The sequence below is a fragment of the Emticicia sp. genome, from assembly GCF_049241225.1.
Classification (GTDB): Bacteria; Bacteroidota; Bacteroidia; order Cytophagales; family Spirosomataceae; genus Emticicia.
Genome location: NZ_JBMLRC010000008.1, coordinates 38,514 through 51,992 on the forward strand (window position 1 = coordinate 38,514; position 13,479 = coordinate 51,992).

The window sequence follows — 13,479 nt, forward strand, 5'->3', positions numbered from 1 at the left end:
TATTTTATTCTAAGATTATGATTAATGTACTTTTTGTTTGTCTCGGAAATATTTGTCGTTCGCCGATAGCCGAAGCAACTTTCCGAGAATTGGTGCAAGTGCGTGGACTAGAAGACCAAATCTCATGTGATTCGGCTGGTACGGCTGGCTATCACATTGGTCAATTGCCCGACCAACGTACCATAAAAAATGCCGAAAAACATGGACTAAAACTTACGCATCGTGGGCGTAAACTTTCGGTTGCAGACTTAGATGCTTTCGATCACATTGTGGTAATGGACGAAGCAAATTTCAAAGATGTGAATGATTTGTATTACAAAACCAAACACAAAACACCATCGGCTGAAAAGCTTTTTTTGCTCCGTGACCACGACCCTGAAACCCGTGGCGTCAAAGAGGTACCAGACCCATACTATGAATCCGAACCATTCTTCGAGGATGTCTACCAAATAGTTTTGCGTAGTAATGAAGCTCTGCTCGATTATTTGATTGAAAAACATCAAATCGTAAAAACAGAGGAGTAATGAACCTTCACCAAGAAATTCTTCGAGAACATTCCAAAGCCAACGCTAAGAAAATCACCGACTACATTGGTAGCGACGAAGACCGTTTCGCTGAACTGATGCAGATTTTCTTGAAAGGAGATTACCGCACCACGCAGCGTTCGTCATGGATTGTAAGCGAGTGTGCCGAGCAGTATCCGTTCTTGATAAAACCATATTTCCGAAACTTAATTGATAAACTTCACGAACCCGAAATTCATGGGGCTGTCAGGCGAAACATTGTCAGAATTTGGCAATTTATAGAAATCCCCGAGGAGTTTATGGGTGAAGTTTATGATATTTGTTTTCGTTATTTGACTGATAATGAAGCTATTGCTGTGGTTGCATTCTCGATGACTGTTTGCTTCAGAATCACTCAATATTTTCCTGAACTCAAAACCGAACTGCAAGTAACAATCGAAGATTTATTGCTCAAACACCAAGATGGTTCGGCAGGAATAAATAGTAGAGGAAAGAAAGTTTTAGCCGAATTGAAAAAAAAATGAGTAAATTTGGGGAATCAATTAACCAAAGAATTCATTACAATTCGTATGCTTCAAGAGCCTCCTCATACGATTCGTTTTAATAAAATTCCTCTCTGGGGCAAGGGGTTTAACTTATGAACAAAAAAGTAGCTTTAATCATCCTTGATGGATGGGGAATTCCTAAAAAAGGAGAAGAGTGGCGTTCGGCAATCGAAGCAGCCAATGTGCCATATTTCAGAAAACTCATGAGCGAATACCCAAACAGTACGCTTGAGGCTTGCGGTCGTGCCGTAGGTTTACCAAACGGACAAATGGGTAACTCAGAAGTTGGTCACATGAATTTGGGGGCTGGCCGAGTAGTTTATCAAGAATTAGAAAAAATCAATATAGCTGTTGAAGAAGGACATTTGGCCAAAGAACAAGTTTTGGTCGATGCTTTTGAATATGCCAAAACCAATGGCAAGAAAGTACACTTTATAGGTTTAGTGTCGGATGGTGGCGTTCACTCACACATTGACCACGTAAAAGGACTTGCCAAAGCAGCTGGCGATTATGGTTTGACCGATGTTTTCGTTCATGCGTTTACTGATGGTCGTGACTGCGACCCAAAAAGTGGAAAAGGCTTCTTGGCGGAGCTTCAAGCAACACTTGAGCAAACAGGTGGTAAATTGGCTTCGGTAACGGGCCGCTATTACGCAATGGACCGAGATAAGCGTTGGGAGCGTGTAAAAATGACTTACGATGCCATGGTAAATGGTATTGCAGCAGTTGACGAAAACGTAGAAGGCTTAGAAGTAAAAATTCAGATTGAAGAATTGCCACAAGTGATCCAAGATTTCTATGACGAAGGTATTACCGATGAGTTTTTGAAACCAATCGTAATCGTAGAAGACGAAAAACCAGTGGCGGTAATCGAAGAGGGTGATGTGGTGATGTGTTTCAATTTCCGTACTGACCGTGGGCGTGAAATTACGGAAGTGCTTACCCAAAAAGATTTCCCAGATTTCGGCATGAAAGCCTTGAATCTTTACTACATAACCATGACAATGTATGACGAAACATACAAAAATGTGAAGGTTATTTACGAAAAAGATAATTTGAATAATACTTTGGGTGAAGTTTTGGAAAGAGCGAAGAAAAAACAAATTCGTATTGCTGAAACAGAAAAATATCCGCACGTAACATTCTTCTTCTCCGGTGGACACGAACAACCATTCGAGGGTGAAAGTCGCTTGCTTTGTCCATCTCCAAAAGATGTGGCTACTTATGATTTGAAGCCACAAATGGCCGCTTTTGATATTGATAACGCCATTTTACCCGAACTCGAAAAAGGCGAAGTAGATTTTATCTGCCTAAACTTTGCCAACCCCGATATGGTTGGTCATACGGGCGTTTTCTCGGCAGTTGTTGAGGCCGTAGAAGCAGTTGATAAATGCTTAGAGCAAGTGGTAGAAACTGGTTTGAAAAATGGTTATACATTCATCGTAATTGCCGACCACGGTAATGCCGATTACATGATTAACGACGACAAAACGCCAAATACGCAACACTCGCTTAACCTTGTACCGTGTATTATTGTTGACAAAACTGACACTTTTGAGGTGAAAGATGGTAAATTAGGCGATATTGCCCCTACGATTCTGACTTTGATGGGCGTAGAAATTCCAAAAGAAATGACTGGAAATGTTTTGATTTAAAATTACCCAAAACGGAAGACTTCGCTTTAAGCGAAGTCTTCCGTAAATACCATATAACAAAAATCCCCCAAGAGAAAACTCAAGGGGGATTTTTGTTGATACTTTATTCCCCTTTAGGGGTTAGGGGCTTATGCGTAAACCGTTTCAGCAACTTTGTTGAATTCTTCAACGCTAACTGATGATTTCTCAACCGTAACGTTTGCTTTCAAGAACTCACGTACTTTCTTGCCAAATGCACGGTCAGTATAACGACGAACAGCGTTATCTTTGTTTTCTTTCAAAGTTTTACGAGCCATTTGGTCAATCATTTCTTCCAAACCTTCGTAAGAGTAGGCTCCGAAATAGTTTCTCATTTCAGCTTTTACTTCTTCCAAAATATCAGCAAATTCTAATTTGATTTCGTTGTTTGAAGCAACTTCATTACGAATCAAATCCATACGTAAACCTTTTGCAAAAGCAGCATAGTCTTTCTCGATATCTTCTTCAGTAAATTTACCTTCGTTGATATTGAACAACCATTTTTTCAAGAATTCGTCAGGAAGTTCGATTGAGATATTATCTAAAAGTGTTTTTTCAACTTCAAAGTCTAATAAATATTCGCTTTCACGAGCGTAGTTTTCGCCAATGATTTTCGCAATTTCAGCTCTGAATTCTTCTTCGTTGTTTACTTTTCCTTGTCCAAGAGCCTTATCGAACAATTCTTGGTCGATATCTGCTGCACCAACACGAGTAATTTTCTCAACTGTCAATTCAAACTCACCGCTCAATGCTGCCGCTTCTTCTTCAGTTTTGCCCGTAGCAAAACCTAAATCTTTTGTGTTCGAGAAAATTGATTGAATATCAAATTTCACGCTACTTCCTTTTTCTAAACCTTTGAAAATGTGAGCCGATTCTTCTTTCACACGGTCAGTCGGGATAGTGGCATCTTTTACTTCAAATTCCGAAGACTCTTGTTTCAAAGTACCAAAAATCATATCGCCAGCTTCTACTTCTTCAACCTCAGCATCTTTTCCGAAACGCTTACGTACATCTTCGATTGCTTCGTTGATTTTATCTTCCGAAACCGCAATATCATAAGTTTTGATAGCTGGAACCTTCGATAAATCTACCGTGAAGTCAGAAGCAGTACCAATTTGGTATTCAAAAGTAAAATCTTTTTGGTTGTCCCAGTCGATGTTCTGAGCAGCTTCGTTATCGGGCATTGGGTCGCCCACAACACGTAGCTTGTTTGTAGAAATATAATCATTCACAGTTTTCGATACCATATTGATTACCTCATCAACTAAGATACTTTTACCGTGTAATTTCTGGATATATTCTTTTGGCACCATGCCAGGGCGGAAGCCTTTTATTTGAGCAGTTTTGCTGTATTGTTTGATTTTTTTATCAACCTCTGGCTTGTAGTCAGCCTCTGTGAGTGTTACTTTCAATCTGCCTTCGGTAGAAGAAATTCTATCTAATGTAGTTTCCATTGAGGATTATTTTTGATTTTTAGCCTTTAGCATTGAGCTTTAGGGCTTTAGCTTTAAAAAACAAGAACTTTAATATTTCACTGATGAGAAAGCTTACAGTCGATAATTATTATGTAAGCAACATGCTAATAGCATTGATTTAAGCTAAAAAACCCCCTAACCAAGCAAGGTTCAGAGGGTTTTTTCGTACGGGCGAAGGGACTCGAACCCCCACGCCTTGCGGCACCAGATCCTAAGTCTGGCACGTCTACCAATTTCGCCACGCCCGCATTTTCCAGTCTGACAATTCTATCAAAAACAAATTATTTTACGATGGTTTCCTTGTCATTTGGGCTGCAAAGGTAAAGAGTTTTTTTGATTGTGTCAACCTAAAATTAAAAAATATTTTATAATTTTTATTACAATTATTTTTTTGCCTCGAAACAAACATTTCACACGACTAAATAATAGAAAAAAATTTGTTCCTTTAAGTCTTACTATTAACTTAGTGTTACGAAAATACAACAAAACAATAAAAAAAGGAGGGCGATTGTGATGGAGCAAGAAGTAATAGATGTAATGCAAGTTAGTCAGCAAGGAGCGATGATTGATTTAGAAAAAGAACGCAATGAAATATTGGCAAGGTATCGAAGACTCTTTAGAGCCGCCAAGCCCGTTTTAAAAGGCGATGATGCTAAACAAATAAAAAAGGCGTTTACTATTGCAATGGAGGCTCATAAGGATATGCGACGAAAGTCAGGCGAACCTTATATTTTTCATCCATTAGAAGTTGCCGAAATCTGTGTAGAAGAAATAGGTCTAGGAGCTACATCAATCATTTGTGCTTTGTTGCACGATGTGGTTGAAGATACAGACATGACTCTCAAAGACATCGAGAATGAATTTGGTCCGAAAGTTGCTCGTATTATTGATGGTCTGACTAAAATCGGAGGTAATTTTGAGCAGGGTACATCGGCACAAGCAGAGAATTTTAGAAAAATGCTTCTTACACTTTCAGAAGATGTGAGGGTTATTCTGATAAAACTCGCCGACCGCCTTCATAATATGCGTACACTCGGAAGCATGGCTCGTAATTCGCAGCTAAAAATTGCTCATGAAACAATCTTTATATATGCTCCACTGGCACATCGTTTAGGGCTTTATAAAATCAAGTCTGAGCTCGAAGACTTATATCTGAAATACACCGAGCCGGATATTTATAAAGACATAGCCAATAAACTAAAAACCACAAAGGCTACCCGTGACCGTTTTATTGAGAATTTTATTAAGCCTATTCAGAAAAAACTCAATGATGCAGGAATCCACTTTATTATCAAAGGTCGCCCAAAGCATATTTATTCGATCTGGAATAAGCTAAAAAACAAGCATACTTCTTTCGAAGATATTTTTGATCTGTTTGCCATTCGTATTATCTTGCAAGATGTACCCGCCGAAAAAGAGAAGTCGGCATGTTGGCAGGCGTATTCTATCGTAACAGATGAATATAAGCCCAATCCTGATCGTTTGAAAGACTGGATTTCGATTCCGAAAGCCAACGGATATGAGTCATTGCATACAACCGTAATGAGCCAAACAGGCCAATGGGTAGAAGTGCAAATTCGCACCGAACGCATGGACGAAATCTCTGAACGTGGTTATGCCGCTCACTTTAAATATAAAGGAAATGATACCTCAACCGATGCTCCGCTTGACCGATGGATAAATCAGGTTCGTGAAACGCTTGAGTCGGAGGATAAATCAGCCATTGAGTTTTTGGAAGATTTCAGAGGCAATTTCTACAATGAAGAGGTTTTTGTTTTTACTCCGAAAGGCGATTTGAAAGTATTGCGTAAAGGAGCCACGATCCTTGATTTTGCTTTCGAAATACATACTGATATTGGTAAAAGATGTACGGCCGGGAAAGTAAACAGCCAATTGGTGCCGATTAGTTATGTAATGCAAAATGGCGACCAGATTGAAATTCTGACTACTAAAAGCCAAAAGCCTTCGGAAGATTGGTTACGTTTCGTTACGACTTCAAAAGCCAAAGCTCGCATCAAAGATTTGTTGAAAGAAGAAAATAAGGTCTATTTCAGTGATGGAAAAGAAATTATTGCCAAAAGATTCAAAGTGTTGGGGCTTGAAAATAACCTCGAAACACTCAATCAACTTCGGGCATATTTCAATAAAAAAGATTATAACGACCTCTATTATAGTTTCGGTAAAGGCTATATCCATTCGGATGAAATAAAGAAGTTTAAAGCTGATCGAGATGCCAGAATCAATAAACAAGCTAAGATAGAGCTTGATAATAAGGCATTTATTGATGCAAAAAGTTTTGAGAAAGAAATCAAGAAAGTAAAAGGTGTTGATACGCTTTTTATTGGTGATGATTTACAAGAAATTGATTTCACGCTGGCTAAATGCTGTAGTCCAATTCCCGGTGATGATGTTTTTGGATTTTTGACTGTCAATGAAGGAATTAAAATTCATCGTAATACTTGCCCAAATGCTCAACAGTTGCTTTCGCAATATGGTAATCGAGTTATTAAGGCACGCTGGTCTTCGCAGGTGGCAAAGGCATTTGTAGCAAGTATTCACCTTGATGGCCTTGATCGTATGGGTATGATTCAGGATATTTCTAAAGTTATCTCCAGCGAATTACATATCAATATGCGTTCTTTGGCAGTTGACACAAATGATGGTATATTTACGGGCGATATCAAACTTTATGTACAGGATACACGACATCTGGAAACATTAATGCAAAAGCTTAATGGCATAGAAGGAATGAACAAAGTAACGAGGGTTGATGTCGAGTAATCCTTGAAAACTATGACTATTGACTAAAATAAGGTTTTTCGGCATAAAAAATGAGAAAGCTTCAAATACTTGTCTTTATTATTGTATATATTAATTCTGTGCAGCTTTTTGCACAAAAACAAGATACACTTTACAGTAAAAGAGCTTTCTTATCAACAAATATCTATTCAGATAATGTTAGGTTGTCGAGAAAAAGCGTTGAAGCTTTATTTAAGGATACTTGGGCCCCAAAAGTAAATTATAAATGGTCGAGAGTTTTGAAAACCACCGGAGCTTTAGGGATAGTCGGGGGTATAGGCTTAACTACTTTTGCTATCAAAGGAGTAAATGTTTCGACAACCATTGAAGGTAGAAAAGTTGGTTATAAGTCTATTAGTTTACCCCAGCTTACAATTGGTGCAAGTTTATTTGTGGTTGGTTACAGCTTAGTAGCATCCTCGAATCAACTTGTTCGACATTCGGTGGATGTTTATAATTCGATGCTCAAATCAAGCCGAAAGATAAGCTACATTAATAAAGTTCAATTTGGTCTAACCCAAAGCAATACTGTTGGTTTTTCTATTTCTTTAAAATAAGTTATGAAAGTAAATTTCATAAAATCTCGAATGAAACAAAGAATAATTATTTTGATTTTTATATGTTTTAGCTTTTGTAATGTATTTGCACAAAAGAATGATACACTCTATGCCAAAAGAGTATTTCTAACGACCCAAATATACAAAGATGGAATTAAGATTTCGTCAAAAAAGATAAATCAATTATTTAAGAATACTTGGCAGTCAAGAGTAAAATATAAATGGTCGAATGTACTAAAGCCAGTTGGGCCCGTTGTGACCGTTGGAGGGTTTGGCCTAGCTTATGTAGCACTTAAAGGAGTAGATGCCACCGCTATTGTTGACGGTAAAGAGGTTGATTACAAGATAAGAAGTTTGCCTAAATTATTAATGGGTATAGGTCTTATTGCCGGTGGTTTGAGCTTGGTAGAATCTTCCAACGAGCTTGCTCAGCACTCGGTAGATATTTACAATTCTATGGTGAAATCAAGAAATAAAACAAGTTATATCAATAAAATACAATTTGGAATAACCGAAAATAATGCTGTTGGCTTTTCAATTTCCTTAAAATAATTGTTTGGGTAAAGTCCATCAGAATATAGCTATAATTGCTCAAAAGCACTGAAGAAACTCAGTGCTTTTGGTATTTATTTAAGAATTGATTGAAATAAACATAGCTAATTGGGGCAATACGGTTTTTAATGATGGAAGTTCTGTATTTTATTAGTAATTTTATCCTAAAATTATAGTCAAACTCATTTAATAAAATGGTTTCTAATCCTTCAAATTTTGAATCAGCAAAAAGTATTTTTACGGCTTATTTGGAGACAAAATTGCTCCGTAAGACGCCCGAGAGATACGCAATTTTGGAAGAGATTTACTCAAGAAATGACCATTTCGAGGTAGAAGATTTGTATATTTCTATGAAAAATAAGAAATATCAAGTAAGCCGTGCCACGGTTTATAATACCCTCGATTTATTGGTTGAGTGCGACTTAGTGAAAAAACATCAGTTTGGCAAAAACTTAGCTCAATACGAAAAGGCTTATGGCTCTAAGCAGCACGACCACCTCATTTGTGTTGACTGCCACAAGGTAATGGAGTTTTGCGACCCACGTGTGCAGAATATCCAAAACATGGTTGGCGATATGCTAAAGTTTAAAGTGATGCACCATTCGCTGATTTTTTATGGTAATTGTGAGCGAGAAAATTGTGAGAATAAGGTAGCTTCTTGAAGCTGAGGTTTAGAATTTTGATTTTTCGAGTAAAAAAATAAAGGTTTTAATAGTAGAATATGGTCATTCTACATTCTCAATTCTAATCAGACGGGTGTCTCCGTCTTAATTCAAAAATGGTTGATATTCTTTTAGGCTTACAGTGGGGCGATGAAGGCAAAGGCAAAATTGTTGATGTACTTGCTCCTGATTATCAAGTAGTTGCACGTTTTCAAGGTGGCCCAAATGCTGGTCACACGCTCGAATTCAACGGCAATAAACACGTATTACACCAAATTCCATCGGGTGTTTTCCGCACCGATTGCTTAAATATTATCGGAAATGGTGTGGTACTCGACCCAATTATCTTCAAGAAAGAAATTGATGGTTTAGGAAAATATAACCTTGATTTGAAGAAAAACTTAGTTATTTCTAAGAAAACTGCCATAATCATTCCAACTCACCGTTTGCTTGATGCCGCTTACGAAAAAGCCAAAGGTGATGCCAAAATTGGCTCAACTTTGAAAGGTATCGGCCCGGCATACTCTGATAAAGTTGCTCGCCAAGGTTTGCGTTTAGGTGATATTATTTCGCCAAACTTCACCGAAAGATACAAAGCTTTAGTAGCGAAACATACACAAATCTTAGATTTCCATAACTTTGAGTATGACCTAACCGAAGCTGAAAAAGAATTTTTCGCTGCTCTTGAGTTTTTGAAAGAATTCAATCTTCAAGATACCGAATACGTTGTTAATCAATCGTTGAAAGACGGACAAAAAGTATTGGCCGAAGGTGCTCAAGGTTCATTGCTTGATATTGATTTTGGTTCGTATCCGTTCGTTACAAGTTCAAACACAACTGCTGCTGGTGTATGCTCAGGTTTGGGTGTTGCACCAAACACAGTAGGAGAGGTTTACGGAATTTTCAAGGCCTACTGCACACGTGTAGGAAGTGGCCCATTCCCGACTGAATTAGATAACGAACTCGGAGAGAAAATCCGCCAAGAAGGACGTGAGTTTGGAGCAACGACTGGCCGAGCTCGCCGTACGGGTTGGTTAGATTTACCAGCACTCAAATACAGTATCATGCTCAATGGCGTAACGCAATTGATTATGATGAAAGTTGATGTATTGAATTTCTTAGATGAAGTAAACGTTTGTACGCACTACCGCTTGCCAGATGGTACTATCACCGAGCAAATGCCGTTTGATTTGACGGATACTGATGTAGAGCCAATCTACAAAACATTCAAAGGTTGGGCTTGCTCGCTTGAAGGAATGCGTAAATTCGACCAAATTCCTGCTGAATTAGCTGATTACGTAACTTACTTAGAAGCTGAGCTTCAAGTACCGATTAGCTTTATTTCAACGGGCCCAGACCGTGAAGAAATCATTTTGCGTTAAGCAATGTAATTTATATTGATTTTAAATGTGCCATTTCTGAAAAGTGTGGCACATTTATTTTGTAACACAAGGTTGAACGCAACCGCTGCGGCGGACCGTACCGGTTCTAACTTGTGAGTAGCGAACAGGAACAAGTTAGAAACTTGTTCTACAAGCTTAAAAACCATGACTTCAAATCTTGCCAATTATCTTTTTAGTACCGAAACACTCTACAAAAATGTAGTTTCCGAAAGCTCAAAAGTTGCGGAAGCCAAACCAGTTGTTGAGCAAAAAGCAGTTGTGCAAGAACCAATTCCTGCCCCAATTCCGCCACGAGAGGTAGCCAAGCCAGTTATTCCAACTTTCAAATTCCGAAATCAAGTTTTGATTCTGACCGATACGATTTCAGAGTCCGAAAAAGCACTTTTAGTGAAAATTCTCGGAGCAATCGGTCTTACACTCGAACAAGTTGATTTAGTAGAATTAAGCAAGGTTCAAACGCTTGATTATCAGTCGTTTTTATCTCAGAATGTCACGAAGAAATTTGTAAGTTTTGGTGTAGGACTCGGTAAAATAAACTGGAATATTCTACTCAATATTTATCAACCTAAAAATGTTGCTGGGGTTGATTTTTTACTATCAGACGAACTTCGTGTGCTTGATACAAACCTCGATTTGAAAAAGACCCTTTGGGGAGCTTTGAAGGCGATGTTTGGGAATTGATTCAAGTTCCGGCCTATATAAAAAGTGCGTAGCACTAAAATATTTGTAGAAATTGGCAAAACAATCGTGATTGTAAGGTGCATCGCACCGAGATATTACTGGAACTATTTCACGGTGCGATGCACCTTGCTTCATTAAAAAATTTTATTTCTACAAATATTGGGCGGCTCTGCCGCAAGACATAGAGGTTTGAATTAATCAAATCTGACACAATTCAATAAAATTTCCATCAGGGTCGGTCAGGAATAACTGTAAAATTCCATCGGGGCGAGATTTGATGGGTAAGCAATTTGCTCCATTTTCTTTCAGTATTTTCTCTGCCAAATATATATCGCTCACTTCGAGAGCAAAATGATTACTTCTTACTGGAGTAAAAGTAGCTTCGGGTTTTCTACCAATGAGATGTACTTCTCGGCCATTTCCTAAGCTAAACCAAACAACTGGATAATCAAAAGTTGGGGCAGGAATTTCTTCTAAACCAAGTATTTCTGAGTAAAAAGCTCGACTTTTTTCAATATCAGATATTTGTAAAGCTACGTGGTTGAATGCCTTTATTGTCAGTTTGTTAGTCATTTTGTCGGTTGGTTTTTCGCCACAAAAGTAAATAAATCATACGATTCTGTGCGTGAATATCTCTTAAAATTCCATTTTTTTTGTAACTTGCGTCATGGAAAAATTTGTTGTTTCGGCCCGAAAATACCGCCCTATCACTTTCGATACAGTTGTAGGTCAGTCGCACATCACAACTACTTTGCAAAATGCCATTCGTACGAATCATTTAGCACAGGCGTTTTTGTTTTGTGGGCCTCGTGGTGTAGGTAAAACAACTTGTGCCAGAATTTTGGCCAAAACCATCAACTGCCAAAATCTCACCGAAGATATTTCGCCATGCAATGAGTGCGAGTCGTGCAAGAGTTTCAATAATAATGCTTCGTTCAATATTCACGAACTTGATGCGGCATCTAATAACTCGGTTGAAGATATTAGAAATCTGACCGACCAAGTGCGTTTTCCTCCGCAGTCGGGTAAATACAAGATTTATATCATTGATGAGGTGCACATGCTCTCGCAGGCGGCTTTCAATGCTTTCTTAAAAACCCTCGAAGAGCCACCGAGCTACGCAATTTTTATCTTAGCAACCACCGAAAAACACAAAATCTTGCCAACGATTCTGAGTCGTTGTCAGATTTTTGATTTTAATCGTATTCAGATAAAAGACATTGCCGACCATTTGGCTAATGTGGCTACGAAAGAAAATGTAAAAGCTGATTATCAGGCACTTGAACTCATCGCTCAGAAAGCTGATGGTGGTCTGCGTGATGCTCTTTCGATGTTCGATTTGAACGTAACGTTTTCGTCGGGTAATGGACTTACGTATCAGGCTGTCTTAGAAAATTTACATATTCTTGATTATGATTATTACTTCCGCATGACCGATGCCCTATCGGCTGGAAATGTGTCGGAAGCATTTTTGTTATACAATGAAATTTTGGAAAAAGGCTTCGATGGACACCAATTTGTGGTGGGTTTGAATGAGCATTTCCGAAACATCATGGTAAGTAAAGACCCGCAAACGGTGAAACTTTTGCAGGTAGCTGATTCTATTCAGCAACGATACGTTGAGCAGTCGGCGAAGTTATCGTTGGGTTATATCTTTTCTTCGTTAAGTATTGGTAGTCAGCTTGATATAAATTATAAATCGGCCAAAAATCAGCGTTTGCACGTTGAAATTGGTCTGATGAAACTCTCTCAGATAAATCAAGTTTTGAATTTGAGTGAGCTACCCAACAACGGGGACGAAAAAAAAAATAGCAATTCAGTAGTTTCGTCAACTCCAGTGAGGGCTGAGAGTTCGGAACAAAAATCGGTTGTGGCTGCGGCTACACCAACTACCACCTCGCAGGCACAGCCAAGTTATGTACAGTCGATTCCTGCTATGCCCGCAAGGCCAGTTACTCCGACTGTGCCAAGTCCCGCACCGAGCGTACAGCCTACTGCTCGTCCTTCGATGGCTTCTTCAAAGTTGCGTTCTACGGTTGATATCGAAACATCGGTTTTTAATCCAAAAGCTGATGTGCAAAGTGTTGATAATGAGCCAGCTTTGCCAAATTATAGTGATGCTTTTACGTATGAAGCTGCACAACAAGCTTTGTTTGCATTTGCCAACGAAAGTGACCTCGAAACTCTACGAGTAATGCTCAAACGGGAGTTTATCTTGGAAGGAACAACCTTTAAGTTGCAGTTAGATAACCAAATTCAGATGGATACGCTCACGCAAATGAAGCAAGATTTAGCCACATTTTTGCGTCAGCGATTAAGAAATGCTTCGATTCAGATAGTGGCAGAAATTGTTGAGACTACCACCGAACGTAGGCCATATACAGCCCAAGAGAAATTTGAATATTTAGCTAATAAAAACCCAGCTTTATTAGAATTGAGAGATAAATTAGGCTTGGAGTTAGTGTTTTAGATAGGATTTATGTGTTAGTTAATCATAATCATTAATTTTTTCGTCTTTGTATTATTATATCATCCCTACGGGATTTTGCTTGATTTTTCATTTTGATTGCTATAATCATACCATCCCTACGGGATTCTGCTTGATTTT

At 38.5% G+C, this 13,479-nt stretch carries 12 protein-coding genes and 1 tRNA gene; 10 read left to right on the forward strand and 3 right to left on the reverse strand.

What is annotated here, in order from left to right; genetic code table 11:
- Positions 1-17: 17 nt before the first annotated feature.
- The 3 genes from ACOVO2_RS00505 (at position 18) to gpmI (ending at position 2,724) form a co-directional block, all read left to right on the forward strand.
- Positions 18-524, forward strand: a complete 507-nt coding sequence (locus ACOVO2_RS00505) for a low molecular weight protein-tyrosine-phosphatase (RefSeq protein ID WP_421768094.1) — start codon at positions 18-20, stop codon at positions 522-524.
- Entirely contained in the window at positions 524-1,048 is a 525-nt protein-coding gene (locus ACOVO2_RS00510) for a hypothetical protein (RefSeq protein WP_421768095.1), read from the forward strand. Before ACOVO2_RS00505 ends, ACOVO2_RS00510 begins: the two co-directional genes overlap by 1 nt.
- Positions 1,049-1,161: 113 nt before the next feature.
- Positions 1,162-2,724: a 2,3-bisphosphoglycerate-independent phosphoglycerate mutase gene (gene gpmI / locus ACOVO2_RS00515; protein ID WP_421768096.1), complete on the forward strand. Its 1,563-nt coding sequence runs from the start codon at positions 1,162-1,164 to the stop codon at positions 2,722-2,724.
- 128 nt (positions 2,725-2,852) lie between these two features.
- On the opposite strand, the gene ACOVO2_RS00520 is transcribed toward gpmI, so the two are convergent.
- A complete protein-coding gene (locus ACOVO2_RS00520; RefSeq protein WP_421768097.1) occupies positions 2,853-4,196 on the reverse strand; it encodes a trigger factor in 1,344 nt (447 codons plus the stop codon).
- A gap of 187 nt (positions 4,197-4,383) precedes the next feature.
- Positions 4,384-4,465: transfer RNA gene (locus ACOVO2_RS00525), tRNA-Leu, on the reverse strand.
- 265 nt (positions 4,466-4,730) lie between these two features.
- Here ACOVO2_RS00525 and ACOVO2_RS00530 point away from each other — a divergent pair.
- From ACOVO2_RS00530 to ACOVO2_RS00555, 6 genes are all read left to right on the forward strand, one after another.
- Complete coding sequence (locus ACOVO2_RS00530) at positions 4,731-6,998, forward strand: RelA/SpoT family protein (RefSeq protein WP_421768098.1); 2,268 nt, start codon at positions 4,731-4,733, stop codon at positions 6,996-6,998.
- 50 nt (positions 6,999-7,048) lie between these two features.
- A complete protein-coding gene (locus ACOVO2_RS00535) occupies positions 7,049-7,573 on the forward strand; it encodes a hypothetical protein (RefSeq protein ID WP_421768099.1) in 525 nt (174 codons plus the stop codon).
- Positions 7,574-7,603: 30 nt separating this feature from the next.
- Positions 7,604-8,125, forward strand: a complete 522-nt coding sequence (locus tag ACOVO2_RS00540; RefSeq protein ID WP_421768100.1) for a hypothetical protein — start codon at positions 7,604-7,606, stop codon at positions 8,123-8,125.
- A 194-nt stretch (positions 8,126-8,319) separates the two neighbouring features.
- The gene (locus tag ACOVO2_RS00545) at positions 8,320-8,787 is read left to right on the forward strand and encodes a Fur family transcriptional regulator (protein ID WP_421768101.1); all 468 of its coding nucleotides are present in this window, start codon (positions 8,320-8,322) and stop codon (positions 8,785-8,787) included.
- A 116-nt stretch (positions 8,788-8,903) separates the two neighbouring features.
- Positions 8,904-10,169 carry an adenylosuccinate synthase gene (locus ACOVO2_RS00550; RefSeq protein WP_421768102.1) on the forward strand — a complete coding sequence of 422 codons (1,266 nt, stop codon included), beginning with the start codon at positions 8,904-8,906 and terminating at the stop codon, positions 10,167-10,169.
- 165 nt (positions 10,170-10,334) lie between these two features.
- Positions 10,335-10,871: a hypothetical protein gene (locus ACOVO2_RS00555; protein WP_421768103.1), complete on the forward strand. Its 537-nt coding sequence runs from the start codon at positions 10,335-10,337 to the stop codon at positions 10,869-10,871.
- Between the two features lie 198 nt (positions 10,872-11,069).
- Here the strand turns inward: ACOVO2_RS00555 and ACOVO2_RS00560 are convergent, their stop codons facing one another.
- Entirely contained in the window at positions 11,070-11,444 is a 375-nt protein-coding gene (locus tag ACOVO2_RS00560; RefSeq protein WP_421768104.1) for a VOC family protein, read from the reverse strand.
- Positions 11,445-11,538: 94 nt separating this feature from the next.
- Between ACOVO2_RS00560 and ACOVO2_RS00565 the strand changes: the two genes are divergently transcribed.
- A complete protein-coding gene (locus ACOVO2_RS00565; RefSeq protein WP_421768105.1) occupies positions 11,539-13,341 on the forward strand; it encodes a DNA polymerase III subunit gamma/tau in 1,803 nt (600 codons plus the stop codon).
- The last annotated feature ends 138 nt before the right edge of the window (positions 13,342-13,479 follow it).

What these genes read in the sequence shown, in the direction of transcription:
- ACOVO2_RS00565 (WP_421768105.1), top strand. Translation starts at nt 11,539, where the DNA reads ATGGAAAAATTTGTTGTTTCGGCCCGAAAATACCGCCCTATCACTTTC.
- ACOVO2_RS00530 (WP_421768098.1), top strand. Translation starts at nt 4,731, where the DNA reads ATGGAGCAAGAAGTAATAGATGTAATGCAAGTTAGTCAGCAAGGAGCG.
- ACOVO2_RS00540 (WP_421768100.1), top strand. Translation starts at nt 7,604, where the DNA reads ATGAAACAAAGAATAATTATTTTGATTTTTATATGTTTTAGCTTTTGT.
- ACOVO2_RS00560 (WP_421768104.1), bottom strand. Translation starts at nt 11,444, where the DNA reads ATGACTAACAAACTGACAATAAAGGCATTCAACCACGTAGCTTTACAA.
- ACOVO2_RS00545 (WP_421768101.1), top strand. Translation starts at nt 8,320, where the DNA reads ATGGTTTCTAATCCTTCAAATTTTGAATCAGCAAAAAGTATTTTTACG.
- ACOVO2_RS00505 (WP_421768094.1), top strand. Translation starts at nt 18, where the DNA reads ATGATTAATGTACTTTTTGTTTGTCTCGGAAATATTTGTCGTTCGCCG.
- ACOVO2_RS00520 (WP_421768097.1), bottom strand. Translation starts at nt 4,196, where the DNA reads ATGGAAACTACATTAGATAGAATTTCTTCTACCGAAGGCAGATTGAAA.
- gpmI (WP_421768096.1), top strand. Translation starts at nt 1,162, where the DNA reads ATGAACAAAAAAGTAGCTTTAATCATCCTTGATGGATGGGGAATTCCT.
- ACOVO2_RS00550 (WP_421768102.1), top strand. Translation starts at nt 8,904, where the DNA reads ATGGTTGATATTCTTTTAGGCTTACAGTGGGGCGATGAAGGCAAAGGC.
- ACOVO2_RS00555 (WP_421768103.1), top strand. Translation starts at nt 10,335, where the DNA reads ATGACTTCAAATCTTGCCAATTATCTTTTTAGTACCGAAACACTCTAC.
- ACOVO2_RS00510 (WP_421768095.1), top strand. Translation starts at nt 524, where the DNA reads ATGAACCTTCACCAAGAAATTCTTCGAGAACATTCCAAAGCCAACGCT.
- ACOVO2_RS00535 (WP_421768099.1), top strand. Translation starts at nt 7,049, where the DNA reads ATGAGAAAGCTTCAAATACTTGTCTTTATTATTGTATATATTAATTCT.